At 33.5% G+C, this 14970-nt stretch carries 13 protein-coding genes; 12 read left to right on the top strand and 1 reads right to left on the bottom strand.

Going from position 1 to position 14970, the window contains the following annotated elements:
- Window positions 1–41 precede the first annotated feature (41 nt).
- The 11 genes from AC4PRO_RS08950 (at window position 42) to AC4PRO_RS08900 (ending at window position 10954) form a co-directional block, all read left to right on the top strand.
- A complete protein-coding gene (locus AC4PRO_RS08950) occupies window positions 42–572 on the top strand; it encodes an NADH-quinone oxidoreductase subunit NuoE family protein (protein WP_492117106.1) in 531 nt (176 codons plus the stop codon).
- Between the two features lies 1 nt (window position 573).
- Window positions 574–1941 carry an NADH-quinone oxidoreductase subunit NuoF gene (nuoF, locus tag AC4PRO_RS08945; protein WP_492117105.1) on the top strand — a complete coding sequence of 456 codons (1368 nt, stop codon included), beginning with the start codon at window positions 574–576 and terminating at the stop codon, window positions 1939–1941.
- 86 nt (window positions 1942–2027) lie between these two features.
- Window positions 2028–3077 (top strand): NADH-quinone oxidoreductase subunit G, encoded by a 1050-nt coding sequence (locus AC4PRO_RS08940; RefSeq protein ID WP_074723989.1) that lies wholly within the window; start codon window positions 2028–2030, stop codon window positions 3075–3077.
- A gap of 3 nt (window positions 3078–3080) precedes the next feature.
- On the top strand, window positions 3081–4133 hold the full coding sequence (gene nuoH, locus AC4PRO_RS08935; protein WP_074723988.1) for an NADH-quinone oxidoreductase subunit NuoH: 1053 nt from the start codon (window positions 3081–3083) through the stop codon (window positions 4131–4133).
- 114 nt (window positions 4134–4247) lie between these two features.
- Window positions 4248–4793 carry a NuoI/complex I 23 kDa subunit family protein gene (locus tag AC4PRO_RS08930; RefSeq protein ID WP_074723987.1) on the top strand — a complete coding sequence of 182 codons (546 nt, stop codon included), beginning with the start codon at window positions 4248–4250 and terminating at the stop codon, window positions 4791–4793.
- On the top strand, window positions 4793–5305 hold the full coding sequence (locus AC4PRO_RS08925; RefSeq protein WP_074723986.1) for an NADH-quinone oxidoreductase subunit J family protein: 513 nt from the start codon (window positions 4793–4795) through the stop codon (window positions 5303–5305). Before AC4PRO_RS08930 ends, AC4PRO_RS08925 begins: the two co-directional genes overlap by 1 nt.
- 1 nt (window position 5306) lies before the next feature.
- Window positions 5307–5627 (top strand): NADH-quinone oxidoreductase subunit NuoK, encoded by a 321-nt coding sequence (nuoK, locus tag AC4PRO_RS08920; protein WP_074723985.1) that lies wholly within the window; start codon window positions 5307–5309, stop codon window positions 5625–5627.
- A gap of 6 nt (window positions 5628–5633) precedes the next feature.
- Window positions 5634–7517 carry an NADH-quinone oxidoreductase subunit L gene (gene nuoL / locus AC4PRO_RS08915; protein WP_492117104.1) on the top strand — a complete coding sequence of 628 codons (1884 nt, stop codon included), beginning with the start codon at window positions 5634–5636 and terminating at the stop codon, window positions 7515–7517.
- Between the two features lie 9 nt (window positions 7518–7526).
- A complete protein-coding gene (locus tag AC4PRO_RS08910) occupies window positions 7527–8969 on the top strand; it encodes a complex I subunit 4 family protein (RefSeq protein WP_492117103.1) in 1443 nt (480 codons plus the stop codon).
- Window positions 8970–8982: 13 nt separating this feature from the next.
- Window positions 8983–10353, top strand: a complete 1371-nt coding sequence (locus AC4PRO_RS08905) for an NADH-quinone oxidoreductase subunit N (protein WP_492117102.1) — start codon at window positions 8983–8985, stop codon at window positions 10351–10353.
- 220 nt (window positions 10354–10573) lie between these two features.
- Complete coding sequence (locus tag AC4PRO_RS08900; RefSeq protein WP_492117101.1) at window positions 10574–10954, top strand: hypothetical protein; 381 nt, start codon at window positions 10574–10576, stop codon at window positions 10952–10954.
- Between the two features lie 158 nt (window positions 10955–11112).
- On the opposite strand, the gene AC4PRO_RS08895 is transcribed toward AC4PRO_RS08900, so the two are convergent.
- Window positions 11113–11760, bottom strand: a complete 648-nt coding sequence (locus AC4PRO_RS08895) for a hypothetical protein (RefSeq protein ID WP_492117100.1) — start codon at window positions 11758–11760, stop codon at window positions 11113–11115.
- Window positions 11761–12668: 908 nt separating this feature from the next.
- On the opposite strand from AC4PRO_RS08895, the gene AC4PRO_RS08890 reads away from it, so the two are divergent.
- Window positions 12669–14720, top strand: a complete 2052-nt coding sequence (locus AC4PRO_RS08890) for a tetratricopeptide repeat protein (protein ID WP_492117099.1) — start codon at window positions 12669–12671, stop codon at window positions 14718–14720.
- The last annotated feature ends 250 nt before the right edge of the window (window positions 14721–14970 follow it).

Below are 14970 nucleotides of genomic sequence, written 5' to 3'. Positions count from 1 at the left end.
ATTGAAGAATAACGATTTTAGATTTCAGATTTAAAAGAAAAATGGAAAGAACACATTACAAACAAGAAATAAATATGACTGAAACATTGATGACTCGCATCAATGAATTAATTAGTCATTACCCAGAAGACAAAAGAAAATCAGCTTTATTACCTGTTTTACATGAAGTTCAAGATGCTCACGACAATTGGTTGAGTACTGAATTGATGGATAAGGTAGCTGAAATCATCCAAATATTACCAATCGAGGTATATGAAGTTGTTTCTTTCTATTCGATGTACAATCAAAAACCTGTTGGAAAATTCCTTTTTGAGTTTTGTCACACTTCTCCATGTTGCTTAAATGGAACAGAAGATTTGATGGACTACACTTGCGAAAAGCTAGGTGTAAAAACAGGAGAAATTACTGCAGATGGACTTTTTGAAGTAAAAGGAGTAGAATGTTTAGGAGCATGTGGGTATGCACCTATGATGCAATTAGGCGATTTTTACAAAGAGCATCTTACAAAGGAAAAAATCGATCAATTAATCGTTGATTGCCGAGATAATAAAATAATACTACACGATAAATAATATGTCAAAAAAGATATTATTAGACAAAATCAAGATTCCAGGAATCAAAACCTATGAAGTATATCGCCAAAACGGTGGTTACGCTTCAGTGGAAAAAGCAATGAAAACAATGACTCCTGACGAAGTTGTTGAGCAAGTGAAAGCATCAGGACTTCGTGGTCGTGGTGGTGCTGGATTCCCTGCTGGATTAAAATGGAGTTTTATTGATAAAAAATCAGGAAAACCAAGACATTTAGTTTGTAATGCAGATGAATCTGAACCGGGAACTTTTAAAGATCGCTACTTGATGGAATTTATTCCCCATTTATTGATCGAAGGAATGATTACTTCCAGTTTTGCTTTGGGTGCAAACCTATCGTACATCTACATTCGCGGTGAATACATGTGGGTTTATAAAATCCTAGAAAGAGCCATTGCCGAAGCGAAAGCAGCTGGTTGGTTGGGTAAAAACATATTAGGAACAGGATACGACTTAGAGCTTTATGTTCATTGTGGTGCTGGAGCCTACATTTGTGGTGAAGAAACCGCTCTTATTGAATCATTGGAAGGAAAAAGAGGAAATCCTCGTATCAAGCCACCATTTCCTGCAGTATCAGGTTTATGGGCTAACCCAACAGTGGTAAATAATGTTGAAACTATTGCATCAGTGCCATGGATTGTGAACAATTCAGGTGATGACTATGCAAAAATTGGAATCGGAAGATCTACTGGAACCAAATTAATTTCAGCTTCAGGGCATATAAAAAACCCTGGTGTGTACGAAATTCAATTGGGACTAAGTGTTTACGAATTCATGAATTCAGATGAATATTTAGGCGGAATGAGTTCAGACCGACCTTTGAAGGCATTAGTACCAGGAGGTTCATCAGTGCCCATTTTACCAGCCGATTTAATATACAAAACAGCGAACGGCGAAGATCGTTTGATGTCTTACGAATCATTAAGTGATGGTGGATTTGCAACAGGATCGATGTTAGGTTCTGGAGGATTCATTGTTTATGATGACACTTCTTGCATCGTGCGTAACACTTGGAATTTTGCTCGTTTTTATCATCATGAAAGTTGTGGACAATGTTCTCCATGTCGTGAAGGTACAGGATGGTTAGAAAAAGTGTTGTGGCGTATTGAAAACGGCCAAGGACGTGAAGAAGATATTGATTTGCTATGGAGTATTCAAAGTAAAATTGAAGGAAACACGATTTGTCCATTAGGTGATGCGGCTTCATGGCCAGTAGCAGCAGCTATTCGACATTTTAGAGATGAATTTGAATATCATGTTCGTTTCCCAGAAAAAATAAAAAATAGAAACCATTTTGTTGCTGAACCTTTTGAAAAAGTAAAGCATTTAGTTCCTAAAGTAATAGTATAATAAGTTTAAAGTTCAATGTTTAAAGTTTCTCAGTTTGGTTCTCACAATCTCAAACGCTAAACCTGAAACATACAAACAAAAATACAATGAAAGTAACAATAGACGGTCAAGCAATTGAAGTAGAACCAGGAACAACTATTCTGCAAGCAGCACGTATGATAGGTGGAGAATCTGTGCCACCAGCAATGTGCTATTACTCTAAATTAAAAGGAAGTGGTGGAAAATGCCGTTGTTGCTTAGTGGAAGTAGCGAAAGGTAGTGAAGCAGATCCCAGACCTATGCCTAAACTAATGGCTTCCTGTGTTACAGGATGCATGGATGGTATGGAAATTAACAGTAAATCTTCTGACAGAGTTAAAGAAGCTAGAGAATCAGTAACTGAATTTTTATTGATCAATCATCCACTAGATTGTCCAGTTTGTGACCAGGCGGGAGAATGTGATTTACAAGATTTAAGTTTTGAGCATGGTAAAGCTAAAAGTAGATTTATAGAGGAGAAAAGAACATTTGAGCCAGAAGATATTGGTCCAAATATTCAATTACATATGAATCGTTGTATTCTTTGTTACCGTTGTGTAATGGTTGCTGATCAATTGACAGACAATCGTGTACACGGTGTGATGGACAGAGGAGATCATTCGAATATTTCGACTTGTATTTCTAAAGCAATCGACAATGAGTTCTCCGGAAATATGATTGATGTGTGTCCAGTAGGTGCATTAACGGATAAAACTTTCAGATTCAAATCTAGAGTTTGGTTCAACAAGCCTTACAACGCTCATAGAGAGTGTACGACTCCAGGATGTTGTGGAAAAACAACTCTTTGGATGTTTGGAGACGAAATTCAAAGAGTTACCGGTCGTAAAGATGTCTATCATGAAGTAGAAGAATTCATTTGCAACGAATGTCGTTTTGACCACAAAACCACTGCGGACTGGGTCATTGAAGGGCCAAGAGCATTTGACAAAGATTCTGTTATCAATCAAAATAATTACACTCAAGAACTGGAAACAGTTGTAATCGCTACCGAAGAAGGGATTCTAAAAGGTAGAGATCAAGATCGTAAGAAAATAAGCATGCCTGCTATCCCTTTAGATAAAGACGAAGAGGCAGATTTTAAACAGGGTAACATTTAGAAAATGGATAGTACTATAATTATAGAAAAAAGCGTTATTATTTTAGTTGTATTTGGAATTACGATGCTAATGGCAATGTATTCTACTTTGGCTGAAAGAAAAGTAGCCGCTTGGCTTCAAGATCGTATCGGTCCAAATAGAGCTGGAAAAGGTGGATTATTACAACCACTAGCGGATGGATTAAAATTATTTTCGAAAGAAGAATTTGAACCAGATACTCCCAACCGATTTTTGTTTTTTGCAGGGCCTGCACTTGCAATGACCACTGCTTTAATGACAAGTGCCGTTATCCCTTGGGGTGATCACTTTCATCTTTTTGGTAGAGACATTATTCTGCAGGCAACTGACATAGATGTGGCTTTACTATACCTTATTGGTGTAATGTCAATCGGTGTGTACGGAATCATGATTGGTGGATGGGCTTCTAATAATAAATTTTCATTAATTGGTGCTGTTCGTGCGGCTTCTCAAATGATCTCTTACGAGGTCGCGATGGGGCTTTCGTTGATCGCTTTATTGATGATGACTGGAACTTTGAGTTTGAGAGAAATCTCATTACAACAATCTGGGATGAACTGGAATGTTTTTTACCAACCGTTGTCGTTCCTTATATTCTTAATCTGTGCTTTTGCAGAAACAAACCGAACTCCATTTGATTTAGCAGAATGTGAAACAGAATTAATTGGTGGATACCACACAGAGTATTCCTCCATGAAAATGGGTTTCTACTTATTTGCTGAATATGCTAATATGTTTATCTCCTCTACTATTCTTGCTGTTTTATTCTTTGGAGGATATAACTATCCAGGAATGAGTTGGGCAGTAGAAAACTGGGGTGTAAACTTTGCTAACGTATTAGGAATTGTCGCTTTGTTTATCAAAATATGCGGTTTCATTTTCCTTTACATGTGGGTACGATGGACTATTCCAAGATTTAGATACGATCAACTGATGCATTTGGGATGGAGAATATTAATACCACTTTCGATCGTCAATATCATTATTACTGGAATTGTAATTTTGAGAGCAGAAATAGCAATTTACTTAGGATTTTAAATAGGAGTGAAAAATGCCTAGCCCTGATAGCAGTGAAAATCCTTTAATTCTGAACCTTTTCAGAATTAAAGATTGAAGCGAATAGCAGGAATAAGCTACTAATAAAACAAAAAAATGTCAATAGAAACGATATCCTTATCTGGAAGAAAAAAAGTAGTCTCTAACAAAGAGATGTCTTTTTTGGAAAAAATGTATCTACTTGCGATTGTCAAAGGAATGATAATCACAATTAAACATTTGTTTACAAGAAAAGTTACCATACAATATCCTGAACAGGTACGTGAAATGAGTCCGGTTTACCGTGGTCAGCACCAATTAAAACGGGACGAACAAGGTAGAGAAAATTGTACTGCTTGTGGATTATGTGCTTTGTCATGTCCTGCAGAAGCGATCACAATGAAAGCGGAAGAACGTAAACCAGAGGAAAAGCATTTGTACAGAGAAGAGAAATATGCTTCGATATATGAAATCAATATGTTGCGTTGTATTTTTTGTGGTTTGTGCGAAGAAGCGTGTCCAAAAGACGCCATCTACTTGACCACCTCAAAAACACTAGTAGCTTCTAGTTACGACAGAGAAGATTTCATTTATGGAAAAGATAAATTGGTCATGCCTTTAGATATCGCAATGCAAAATGCACAACTTAAAAACGCTAACTAATGTCAACTATACTAATTATCTTTTGTGTTTTAGCAGCAGTCACTATAGCCACCGCTTTTTTGACCATCTTTAGCAGAAACCCAATTCACAGTGCCTTATATCTTGTAATTTGTTTTTTCTCAATTGCAGGACATTATCTATTATTGAACTCTCAGTTTCTAGCCATTGTTCATATTATTGTCTACTCTGGAGCGATTATGATTTTATTCTTATTCACTATCATGTTGATGAACTTGAATAAAGAAAACGAAGTACATAAACCTAGAATTACACGATTAGGAGCTATTGTTTCTTTTTGCTTGATTTGTATCGTTTTGATATTAGTTTTCATCAACTCTAAACCTATCGTTGGAGAATACATCACTACTGGAGAAGATTACCAATCTATAAAAGTTTTGGGTAAAGTCTTATTGAATGAGTATATGGTTCCGTTTGAATTTGCCTCTATATTGCTTTTAGTAGCAATGATTGGAACGGTTTTATTGTCTAAAAAAGAAAAAACAGAGAAATAACATGAACAATATTTTAAATGAAATAGGCATCGAAAACTACATTTTCCTTTCTACGATACTTTTTTGTATTGGGGTCTTTGGCGTTTTATACAGACGAAATGCAATTATCGTATTTATGTCTATCGAAATTATGCTGAATGCAGTCAATCTTTTGTTTGTTGCATTTTCTACCTATCACCAAGATGCACAAGGACAAATTTTCGTCTTTTTCTCTATGGCTGTAGCTGCTGCCGAAGTTGCTGTAGGTTTAGCTATTCTAGTTTCTATTTTTAGGAATTTAGGCTCAATTGACATCAATAATTTAAAAAACTTAAAAGGATAAATTTCAATGGATACAAGTTTAACTTTACTCTTATTACTAGCTCCTTTTTTAGGATTTTTATTTAATGTTTTCTTTGGAAAAAGTATCGGAAAATCCGCTTCTGGGATAATTGGAACACTTACAGTTGCACTTTCGTTTGCAGTATCTGTTTATTTTTTCCTCCAAATAAATCAAACGCATCAAGCGATCCAAATTCAATTATTTGATTGGATTCAAATCAGCAACTTTAAAGTAGACTTTGGTTTTTTATTAGACCAATTATCAATTTTATGGCTGCTTTTTGTTACTGGAATTGGCGCTCTGATACATATGTACTCCATCAGCTATATGCATGATGACGAAAACATGCATAAGTACTTTGCTTATTTGAATCTTTTTATCTTCTTCATGATTACTTTGGTCATTGGAAGCAACTTATTAGTATTGTTCATCGGTTGGGAAGGCGTTGGACTTTGTTCTTACCTTCTAATTGGATTTTGGCATAAAAACCAAGAATTCAATGATGCGGCTAAAAAAGCATTCATTATGAACAGAATTGGAGATTTAGGTTTACTAATTGGAATCTTCATTATAGGATCATTATTCTCTACATTAGATTATGCTACTTTAAAAACAGCGATTAATGGTGCTACCGATTTGAATATGTATTGGATCTCTGCTGCTGCTTTTGCTCTATTCATTGGAGCTTGTGGAAAATCAGCACAAATTCCATTATACACTTGGTTGCCAGACGCAATGGCGGGTCCAACACCTGTTTCAGCATTAATACATGCTGCAACAATGGTAACTGCAGGTATCTTTATGATTACAAGATTAAACTTCGTGTTTGACTTAGCTCCTGATGTACAAAACATTATTGCTATTGTTGGTGCTGTTACTTCTCTTGTAGCTGCAACTATCGCTTTAGTTCAAACCGATATTAAAAAAGTACTTGCTTATTCTACCGTTTCTCAATTAGGATTAATGTTTTTGGCATTAGGTCTTGGAGCATACGAAGTAGCCGTTTTCCATGTAATCACACACGCTTTCTTTAAAGCATGTTTGTTCTTGGGTTCTGGATCTGTTATTCATGCATTACACGGAGAACAAGACATGCGTAAAATGGGTGGATTGAAAAAAGTAATGACAATAACATTTATTACCTTTTTAATATCTTCATTAGCAATATCAGGAATCCCTCCTTTTTCTGGATTTTTCTCGAAAGATGAAATATTAATGGTGGCTTTTGAACACAACAAAATACTTTGGTTCATTGCTTCATTAGCATCGTTAATGACGGCTTTCTATATGTTTAGATTATTATATCTTACGTTCTTCAAAGAATTTAGAGGTACCGCAGAACAACGAAGTCATTTACATGAAAGTCCAACTTTGATAACGTTTCCTTTAATTGTTTTGGCAATTCTAGCAACATTAGGTGGATTAATTAGTTTACCCACTAATAGTTGGTTGAACGAATACCTATCTCCTTTATTTACAAAAGCAGCTACAGAGGAACACCACTTTGGAACAACTGAATATGCATTGATGCTAGTTGCCGTTATAGGTGGATTAGTAGGAATAGGAATTGCTTACGCCAAATACATCAAACAAAATCAAGTTCCTGCAGAAGATGCTGCAATTACTGGTTTTACAAAAGTGTTATACGATAAATATTATGTAGATGAAATCTATGACTTTTTATTCATAAAATCAATCAACGGCCTATCAAAATTCTTTAGAGACCATGTGGAAACTACTTTGACCTCTTTAGTTTTTGGATTAGGACAAGTAACCAACGAAATCGGGTTTCAAGGCAAGAAAATACAAAACGGAAGTATCGGACGTTATCTTTTTGCGTTTGTTTTAGGCATGTGTGCCATTGTAACCTATTTATTTTTAGCTCAATAATTTTATATTATGAATGTATCTATACTGTTAATTATACTTTTTGTTGGCGCCTTTGCAACGTATCTGGCTGGTGACAAACTGGCTTCAAAAGTAGCACTGTTCTTTAGCCTATCGTCTTTAGGATGTGCAATTGTATTGTTAAATCAATTTAACGCTGGTGAAAACATTAGTGTTATCCACCAATGGATCAACCAACCAAATATCTCATTTGCACTACAAGCAGATGGTTTATCAATTGCTATGTTACTATTGACATTAGCATTGACACCTATTATTATCTTTTCTTCTTTTGAAAATGTTTACACAAATGCGAAAGCGTTTTATGCTTTGATTCTTTTTATGGCCTTTGCCATGGTTGGAACATTTTTAGCTTCAGATGGTCTTTTATATTACATTTTCTGGGAATTGTCATTAATTCCTATTTACTTCATTGCCTTAATTTGGGGTAATGGTGATGCGGAAGAACGTAAAAAAGCAGTGATAAAATTCTTTATCTACACCCTAGCTGGATCTTTATTTATGCTAATCGCTTTTGTTTATTTATACCAACAAGCAGGAAGCTTTTTATTAGAAGATTTATACAAATTAAACTTATCAGCAACCGAACAATTGTGGATATTCTTGGCGTTTTTCTTAGCCTACGCTATTAAAATTCCACTTATTCCGTTCCACACCTGGCAAGCAAGCGTTTACCAAAAAGCACCTGCAGTGGGAACGATGTTGCTTTCAGGGATTATGCTAAAAATGGGATTGTACAGCGTTATTCGTTGGCAACTACCTATTGCTCCGCTTGCAGCAAAAGAATACATGTATATCTTCATCAGCCTTGGAATTGCGGGTGTAATCTACGGTTCGATTGTAGCCTTGAGACAAAAAGACTTGAAAAAGCTACTTGCTTATTCTTCATTAGCTCACGTTGGCTTAATTGCAGCAGGAACCTATACGCTAACAATTGATGGATTACGTGGTGCAGTATTACAAATGATTTCTCACGGTTTTGTGGTAGTTGGATTGTTTTTCATCTCTGAAATTATTTTTAGAAGATATGAAACAAGAACTATCGCTGAAATGGGCGGTATTCGTTCGCAATCACCAAAATTTGCTTCGATGTTTTTACTTTTAGTATTAGCCTCTGTTGCGCTTCCTACTACTTTTAACTTCGTTGGGGAATTCACGGTTTTATACAGTCTGTCTCAAATAAATGTATGGTTTGCCTTTTTAGGAGGAACAACTATCATCTTAGGAGCATACTATATGTTGAAAATGTACCAACAAGTAATGCTTGGAGAAACGAATACAAAAGTATTTACCGACGTTACTTTTAAAGAAGGATTTGCTTTGGTTACTATCATTGCTGTTTTATTCTTTTTTGGGATGTATCCAAAACCAATTACAGACTTAATCACACCAAGTTTGGAAAATATTTTAACTCATATTAATAGAATTAACTAGTCAAATAAAAAAAATGAATACATTAATAGCTATAATAGGATTAGGTGTTTTATGCCTTTTATTTGAAATTTTCAATTTAAGAAAAGCCATTATTCCGATAACAATTATTGGGTTACTTGCTATACTTGGTCTTGATATCTCAGAATTTAATTCTCCTGCCACCTACTACAACAACATGATTATTGTGAGTAAATTTTCAACTGCATTCAGTGGTTTGTTTATCATATTAACCATTTTCTTAGCGGCCTTGAGCCATAAATTCTATGAGCATCACCAAACTAAGATCTCTGATTTTATTGCCATAAAAGTATTTTTATTGGCAGGAACTGTTGCGATGGTTTCTTTTGGAAACTTAGCTATGTTCTTTTTAGGGATTGAAGTATTATCTATTGCCCTATACATTTTGGCGGCAAGCAACAGATTGAGTATAAAAAGTAATGAAGCTGGATTAAAATATTTCTTAATGGGATCTTTTGCTTCAGGAATTATCCTTTTCGGTATCTGTTTAATTTACGGAGCGATGGGAAGTTTTGATGTTATCGAAATTAGTGAATTATCACAATCAGCTGAATTGCCAGTTTGGTTCCCAATTGGGATTGTACTAGTTACTATCGGAATGTTTTTCAAAATTGCCGCAGTACCTTTTCATTTCTGGGCTCCTGATGTTTACGAAGGATCTCCTACTTTAACTACTGCTTTAATGAGTACATTGGCAAAAGTAGTAGCTATTGCCACTTTATTTAAATTGCTAACGATTATGAATGCGGATATTTCGCCTTCATTTCAAATAGTTATTGTCATCATTTCCATGGCTTCGATGACCGTAGGAAATATAATGGCATTGCGTCAAGTAAACGTAAAACGTATCTTAGCTTTCTCTGGAATTTCACATGCAGGTTTTATGTTAATGACTTTACTGAACACGACAAACGCAGCTGGAACATTATTGTATTATACCTCAGCTTACTCATTGGCGGGAATCGCTGCCTTTAGTGTAATAATCTATGTTTGTAAAAACAACGAAAATGAAGACATGGCTAATTTCCATGGATTAGGAAAAACGCACCCACTATTAGCGGCAATCTTAACTGCTTCCTTATTGTCTATGGCCGGAATTCCAATATTCGCAGGTTTCTTTGCCAAATTATTTTTATTCAATAACATGTTACAAGCAGGTTTTATTGCTTTAGTGATTGTTGCAGTAATCAACTCAATTATAAGCGTGGGATACTACTTTAAATTGATCATGGCAATGTACACCAAGGAGCCTAACGAAGAAAGAACAGGAACTCCCGTTGTGATATATGCAGTTGCAGTAATAGCGATTGTATTGAATATTGCATTAGGTTTGTTTCCATCCTATGTTTTGGATTTATTAGCTTAAACTATCTTTTAAAACTATACAAAAAACCATTCGTCGCGACGAATGGTTTTTTTTTGCTCTCTTCAGTTTACAAATACAACACCCCCGTTTAAAAATAATTCGTTTCCACTAATCGACACTTTATTACTATTTGCCTTTAGAAAAGAAGACAACCGCCTTATTATCAGAAACATTAACGCCTAAAAAACTGAACTTTAAGTCTAATTAAAATATAGATAAAATGGGACTACCAAAGAAAATGGGAATATGGATGGATTATTCCATCGCTTATTTAACAGGATTTACTTCAAACTCCTTTGAAATAATAAAAGCCGAATCGACTTCTTTCGAATCGACTAAACTATACCCTATTAAAACACTGGCTGCACTATTAGAGAAAAGAGATCGTCTTTTACAAACTTATTATTATAAAATAGCTAGTAAAATAAAAAACTACGACAGAATAATTATTTTTGGCCCCACAAATGCAAAAACCGAACTCTTCGATGTATTAAGTGAAGACGAAAGATTTCTAAAAACAAAAATCGAAATCACAAATACCGATCAGATGAATCCTGCGGAACAACATCAATTTATAAAAAACTATTTCTCAGACAAATAATATGATTGTAGACTCTAATCAATTTTAATATTTAAGGCAACCCAAATAAGCTAAGCTATTTTTCTATGAAAAGCTTTTTAATACTGTTACTAATAAAAGCAAAAATCCCGCTAATACAATTACCAACGGGACATTTACTATCAATTATATATAAATAACTAGTTTCTTTTTACGATTCTTACATCTATAGTAGTTGCAACTCTAGTATCTCGTTGTACGACTTTAGTATCGTTCACTCTATAATCACGATCACTTACATTTCTATTAATTACATAGTCATTATCGTTGTTTTGGTTACTTGCATACCCTCTAACACCTTTTACAGAACCATAAGTATCAACAATTTGACCACGACGGTTATAGATAATCTCTAAACCACCTACACGTTCTAAAGAATAACGATTGTAAGACATTTGAACAGAGCCGATACGTTTAATTCTATCATTTAAATCAAAATTGATAGAAACATTTCCAATACGTGTTATATTCCCTCTTCTATTGTATTCCACTTTTACACCGTAATTATCTCTCCGAAAAGAAGCAGCTGTACCATAGTTTCTATTTCCACTGCCTCTTCTATTTGGTTTAAAAGATTTATCTCGAGCAAAAGCTCGTGCATTAAAATCAAATTGTCCATCGGCAAACACGTAGAACTCAATTCCACCATCTGTGAAAATAATTGGTTCCGCATTTCTAAAATCCACAGCAACTCTTGTTGCATTTGGCAAGTTATTTTTAACTGTTGCATTTGCTACACTACCTCCAATTAAGAAAATACTAGCTACTAAAAAGGTAATTTTTTTCATGATATTTATATTTTGTGTTTTGCCTACTCTTGAGCTTTTCGGCTTACGCTATTTCATTGTTATTTGAAATGAGATATTCAACTAGCGTGCCAAAGAATAAATTAAGGTTTCCCTAACTATAGAATAGTGACTGTTTTTTGTGTATTTCCATATTGAAATTCAACCTATTAAATCCCAGTTGGAATAGAGGATAATAATTCCTGAGAAAATAATATTAACGTTGCTTTAATATTATTACTGCTTTAACGCAGCTTGTTTTCTTATGACTTTCTCAGAAAAGTATTGAACTTAACACGGCTTTTGTCCAATATTACTATTTGGTGGGATCACTAAAAGAAAAATAGTATCCTATCAATGACAAATTATCAAGATTTGTAAAAGCAACGTTTTTCAATAAAAAAACAGTATAATTAAAAGAAAACTAAACCACTATGGACTTAAAGTCCATAGATTTGGTTGTCATACTTAAAGTCTGCATGTTGTATTACTAATATTTACCGAAGATTCGCAAATTGTTTTGTACCAATTATTTTAAAATTTGCTAATCTGCGGTGTTAACATTTTTTAGAAGCTAAGCGAGATGCATTGAAACTACATAGTTTTAAACTCCATTTGAGACCAATAAACACAGTTAGAACAGTCATATAATTACTAAGAATATGAACAGTGACTATAGTAATTAACATATAGTTCCAGAATTTAATTACACTTTAACGTATTAATTTGCATTTTAACCTTTCTTTAGTCTAACTTCACAGCTTGTATGAAATACTCATTATTCAAATAAATCTCTTTACAAATTAGCATATACTATTTAAGTCATGACCAATGTTTTTTATAGGTAACAAGTGAACCATACTACGATATAATTTACAATAGAATTGCAAAGCATACATATATTTACCAGGATGAAAAAGTATTTATTATTTTTAATAATAATAATAATAGGGTTTTCGAGCCTTGTATTGGGACAAGATATTTTAAATACTAAAAAAGAGGAATTGAATATTACAATTAATTCTTTTTCCAACAATGAAATAGCATCTCTACTTAAAAAAGCAAATAGCTACTCAATAAAGCACTTGGATTCTGCTACTTTATATTTTGACAAAGCAACAGCACTAGCATACTCAGTGGATTCTAAAGCTCAACTAGCAGAAGTATTACTAAGCGAAGCCAAGTTTTATCATAATCGATATCACTATATAGAAGCGATTAAATATTTTGAAAAGGCGTCTTTATTGCTAGTCGAACTAAAAGATAACAAGAAACTAGCTTTGGTTAATATTTATATGGGGAGCGATTATGAGTACTCTTACTCTGAAGACAAAGCTTTTAAAAGTTATTTACGCGCTTTAAATATCTATAGTAAGATTAAAGACGAAATAGGAATCGCAAAAGTGTATTCTCGAATTGGAAATATATATTATAAGAAAAAAAATTACACTATTTCTGTTGACTATTTTAATAAAGCATTAGAACTTTATAAAAAAAATAATGACCAAAATGGAGTGGCTCATTGTTATACCAGCATTGCTAATTCTATTACAGATGGTGGCAATTTTGATAAAGGATTAGATTTTTACACCAAGTCAAACGAAATACTCATTTCACTTAAAGATGACTATGGTGTAGCGGTAAACTATAACAATATAGGCGACACTTACATTATTTTAAAAGAATATGATCGAGCCTTGGAATATTTTGCAAAATCCTTGTCTATTTCTCAAAGGATTCATAACCAAGCAATGATTGCATTAATTTATTTGAATGTTGCAACTATAAAATACGAACAAAATAATTTCATAGAAGCGATTAATTATGCTAATAAAAGTCAGGAGTTAAGTATAGCAATTGATGATTTGTACTATCAAAATATTAATTTATTAACGTTATCAAAAGCATATGAAAAACTCAAAAATTTTAAAACTGCACTAAAATATAAAAATCAATATATTGAAGTAAAAGAAAAAATGCTTTCCGACAGCAATGATGGAACAATTCAATTATTTCAACAGTTGATTGATCATGAGAAAAAATTAGTCACCATAAATGACTTAACAATAAAAAATGAAAATACTGAGCTAAAATTACAATCTAAAAAAAGATTGAATTATTTTTTTGTTTTTATTTTTTCTGTATCTATCGGTTTTATTGCGTTTTTAATAATACAACAGACCGCAAAAAAGAAGTCTTACAAATTATTAGCAGCCAAAAGCGAACAGATTAGCGTAATGAACGATGAAATTCTTCTTCAGCGAGATCACTTAAAAGCTTTAAACAGTGCAAAAGATAAGTTCTTTAAAATTCTAGCACATGATTTAAAGAATCCGTTAAGTTCAATAGAAGGCCTCACAGAACTAATGATTGATGACGGTACTTCCCTAGATAAGAACGAAAAGATGTTGTTTTTGAGATCCATTAATGAAGCAGCTCGCAAAGCTTCCGCTATTTTAAATGAGTTATTTATTTGGGCAATAAGTCAAGAGACTATTCTTAAAACTAAAAGTATCCTACTTTTAAATTTGCTTACAGATGAGATAAAAATACTTGAAATACAAGCACTACATAAGAAAGTTTCAATAATTATAAATGTTGATAAAAACACTTGTGTCGCTGCAGACGAGAACATGTTAGGTACAGTTTTACGAAATTTAATATCCAATGCCATAAAATATTCTACTTCTAATGGAGAAATAGCAGTCACTTCCATAGCGAAAAATGATTTTGTTGAAGTTACAATTAAAGACGAGGGCATAGGCATGTCACAAACTGAAATTGAAAACATTTTTACAGCAGATTTTAATAAATCAAAAATAGGTACGGGAAATGAAGAAGGAAACGGATTAGGGCTGGTTTTGTGCAAGGAATTCATTGAAAAACTAGGAGGTAAAATATGGGTTCAAAGCATTGCTAAAAAGGGAAGCGAATTTAAATTCACTTTACCAATAAACGTTTAAAGAAAGCACCTATAAAAGAACAATAATAACGATAACTTTTCAAAGCTATTTTAAGCATGTTTTAAGTGTCGAATTATTTGCACTCTTACCAAACTGGAACGAAACGTTTGTATATCATATCCTAATTAAGTTTACATTTTTAACTATAAGAGCATACAAATACTAAAACAAAACATTAATGTCCGATAAAAAATAAAATCGTAATATTTTATTTTTTATCTATTTGATTTTCATTGTTTTAATTTTCATC

This window comes from Flavobacterium sp. DW-iso2 (assembly GCF_058725285.1).
The sequence above is the reverse complement of the archived record's forward strand: the minus strand, read 5'-3'. Positions and strand labels throughout refer to the sequence as shown.

Bases quoted from the DNA above. Each gene is read 5' to 3' on its own strand.
- AC4PRO_RS08900 (WP_492117101.1), top strand. From the start codon at position 10,574: ATGGGACTACCAAAGAAAATGGGAATATGGATGGATTATTCCATCGCT.
- AC4PRO_RS08950 (WP_492117106.1), top strand. From the start codon at position 42: ATGGAAAGAACACATTACAAACAAGAAATAAATATGACTGAAACATTG.
- AC4PRO_RS08895 (WP_492117100.1), bottom strand. From the start codon at position 11,760: ATGAAAAAAATTACCTTTTTAGTAGCTAGTATTTTCTTAATTGGAGGT.
- AC4PRO_RS08930 (WP_074723987.1), top strand. From the start codon at position 4,248: ATGTCAATAGAAACGATATCCTTATCTGGAAGAAAAAAAGTAGTCTCT.
- nuoK (WP_074723985.1), top strand. From the start codon at position 5,307: ATGAACAATATTTTAAATGAAATAGGCATCGAAAACTACATTTTCCTT.
- AC4PRO_RS08905 (WP_492117102.1), top strand. From the start codon at position 8,983: ATGAATACATTAATAGCTATAATAGGATTAGGTGTTTTATGCCTTTTA.
- AC4PRO_RS08925 (WP_074723986.1), top strand. From the start codon at position 4,793: ATGTCAACTATACTAATTATCTTTTGTGTTTTAGCAGCAGTCACTATA.
- AC4PRO_RS08910 (WP_492117103.1), top strand. From the start codon at position 7,527: ATGAATGTATCTATACTGTTAATTATACTTTTTGTTGGCGCCTTTGCA.
- AC4PRO_RS08890 (WP_492117099.1), top strand. From the start codon at position 12,669: ATGAAAAAGTATTTATTATTTTTAATAATAATAATAATAGGGTTTTCG.
- nuoH (WP_074723988.1), top strand. From the start codon at position 3,081: ATGGATAGTACTATAATTATAGAAAAAAGCGTTATTATTTTAGTTGTA.
- nuoL (WP_492117104.1), top strand. From the start codon at position 5,634: ATGGATACAAGTTTAACTTTACTCTTATTACTAGCTCCTTTTTTAGGA.
- nuoF (WP_492117105.1), top strand. From the start codon at position 574: ATGTCAAAAAAGATATTATTAGACAAAATCAAGATTCCAGGAATCAAA.
- AC4PRO_RS08940 (WP_074723989.1), top strand. From the start codon at position 2,028: ATGAAAGTAACAATAGACGGTCAAGCAATTGAAGTAGAACCAGGAACA.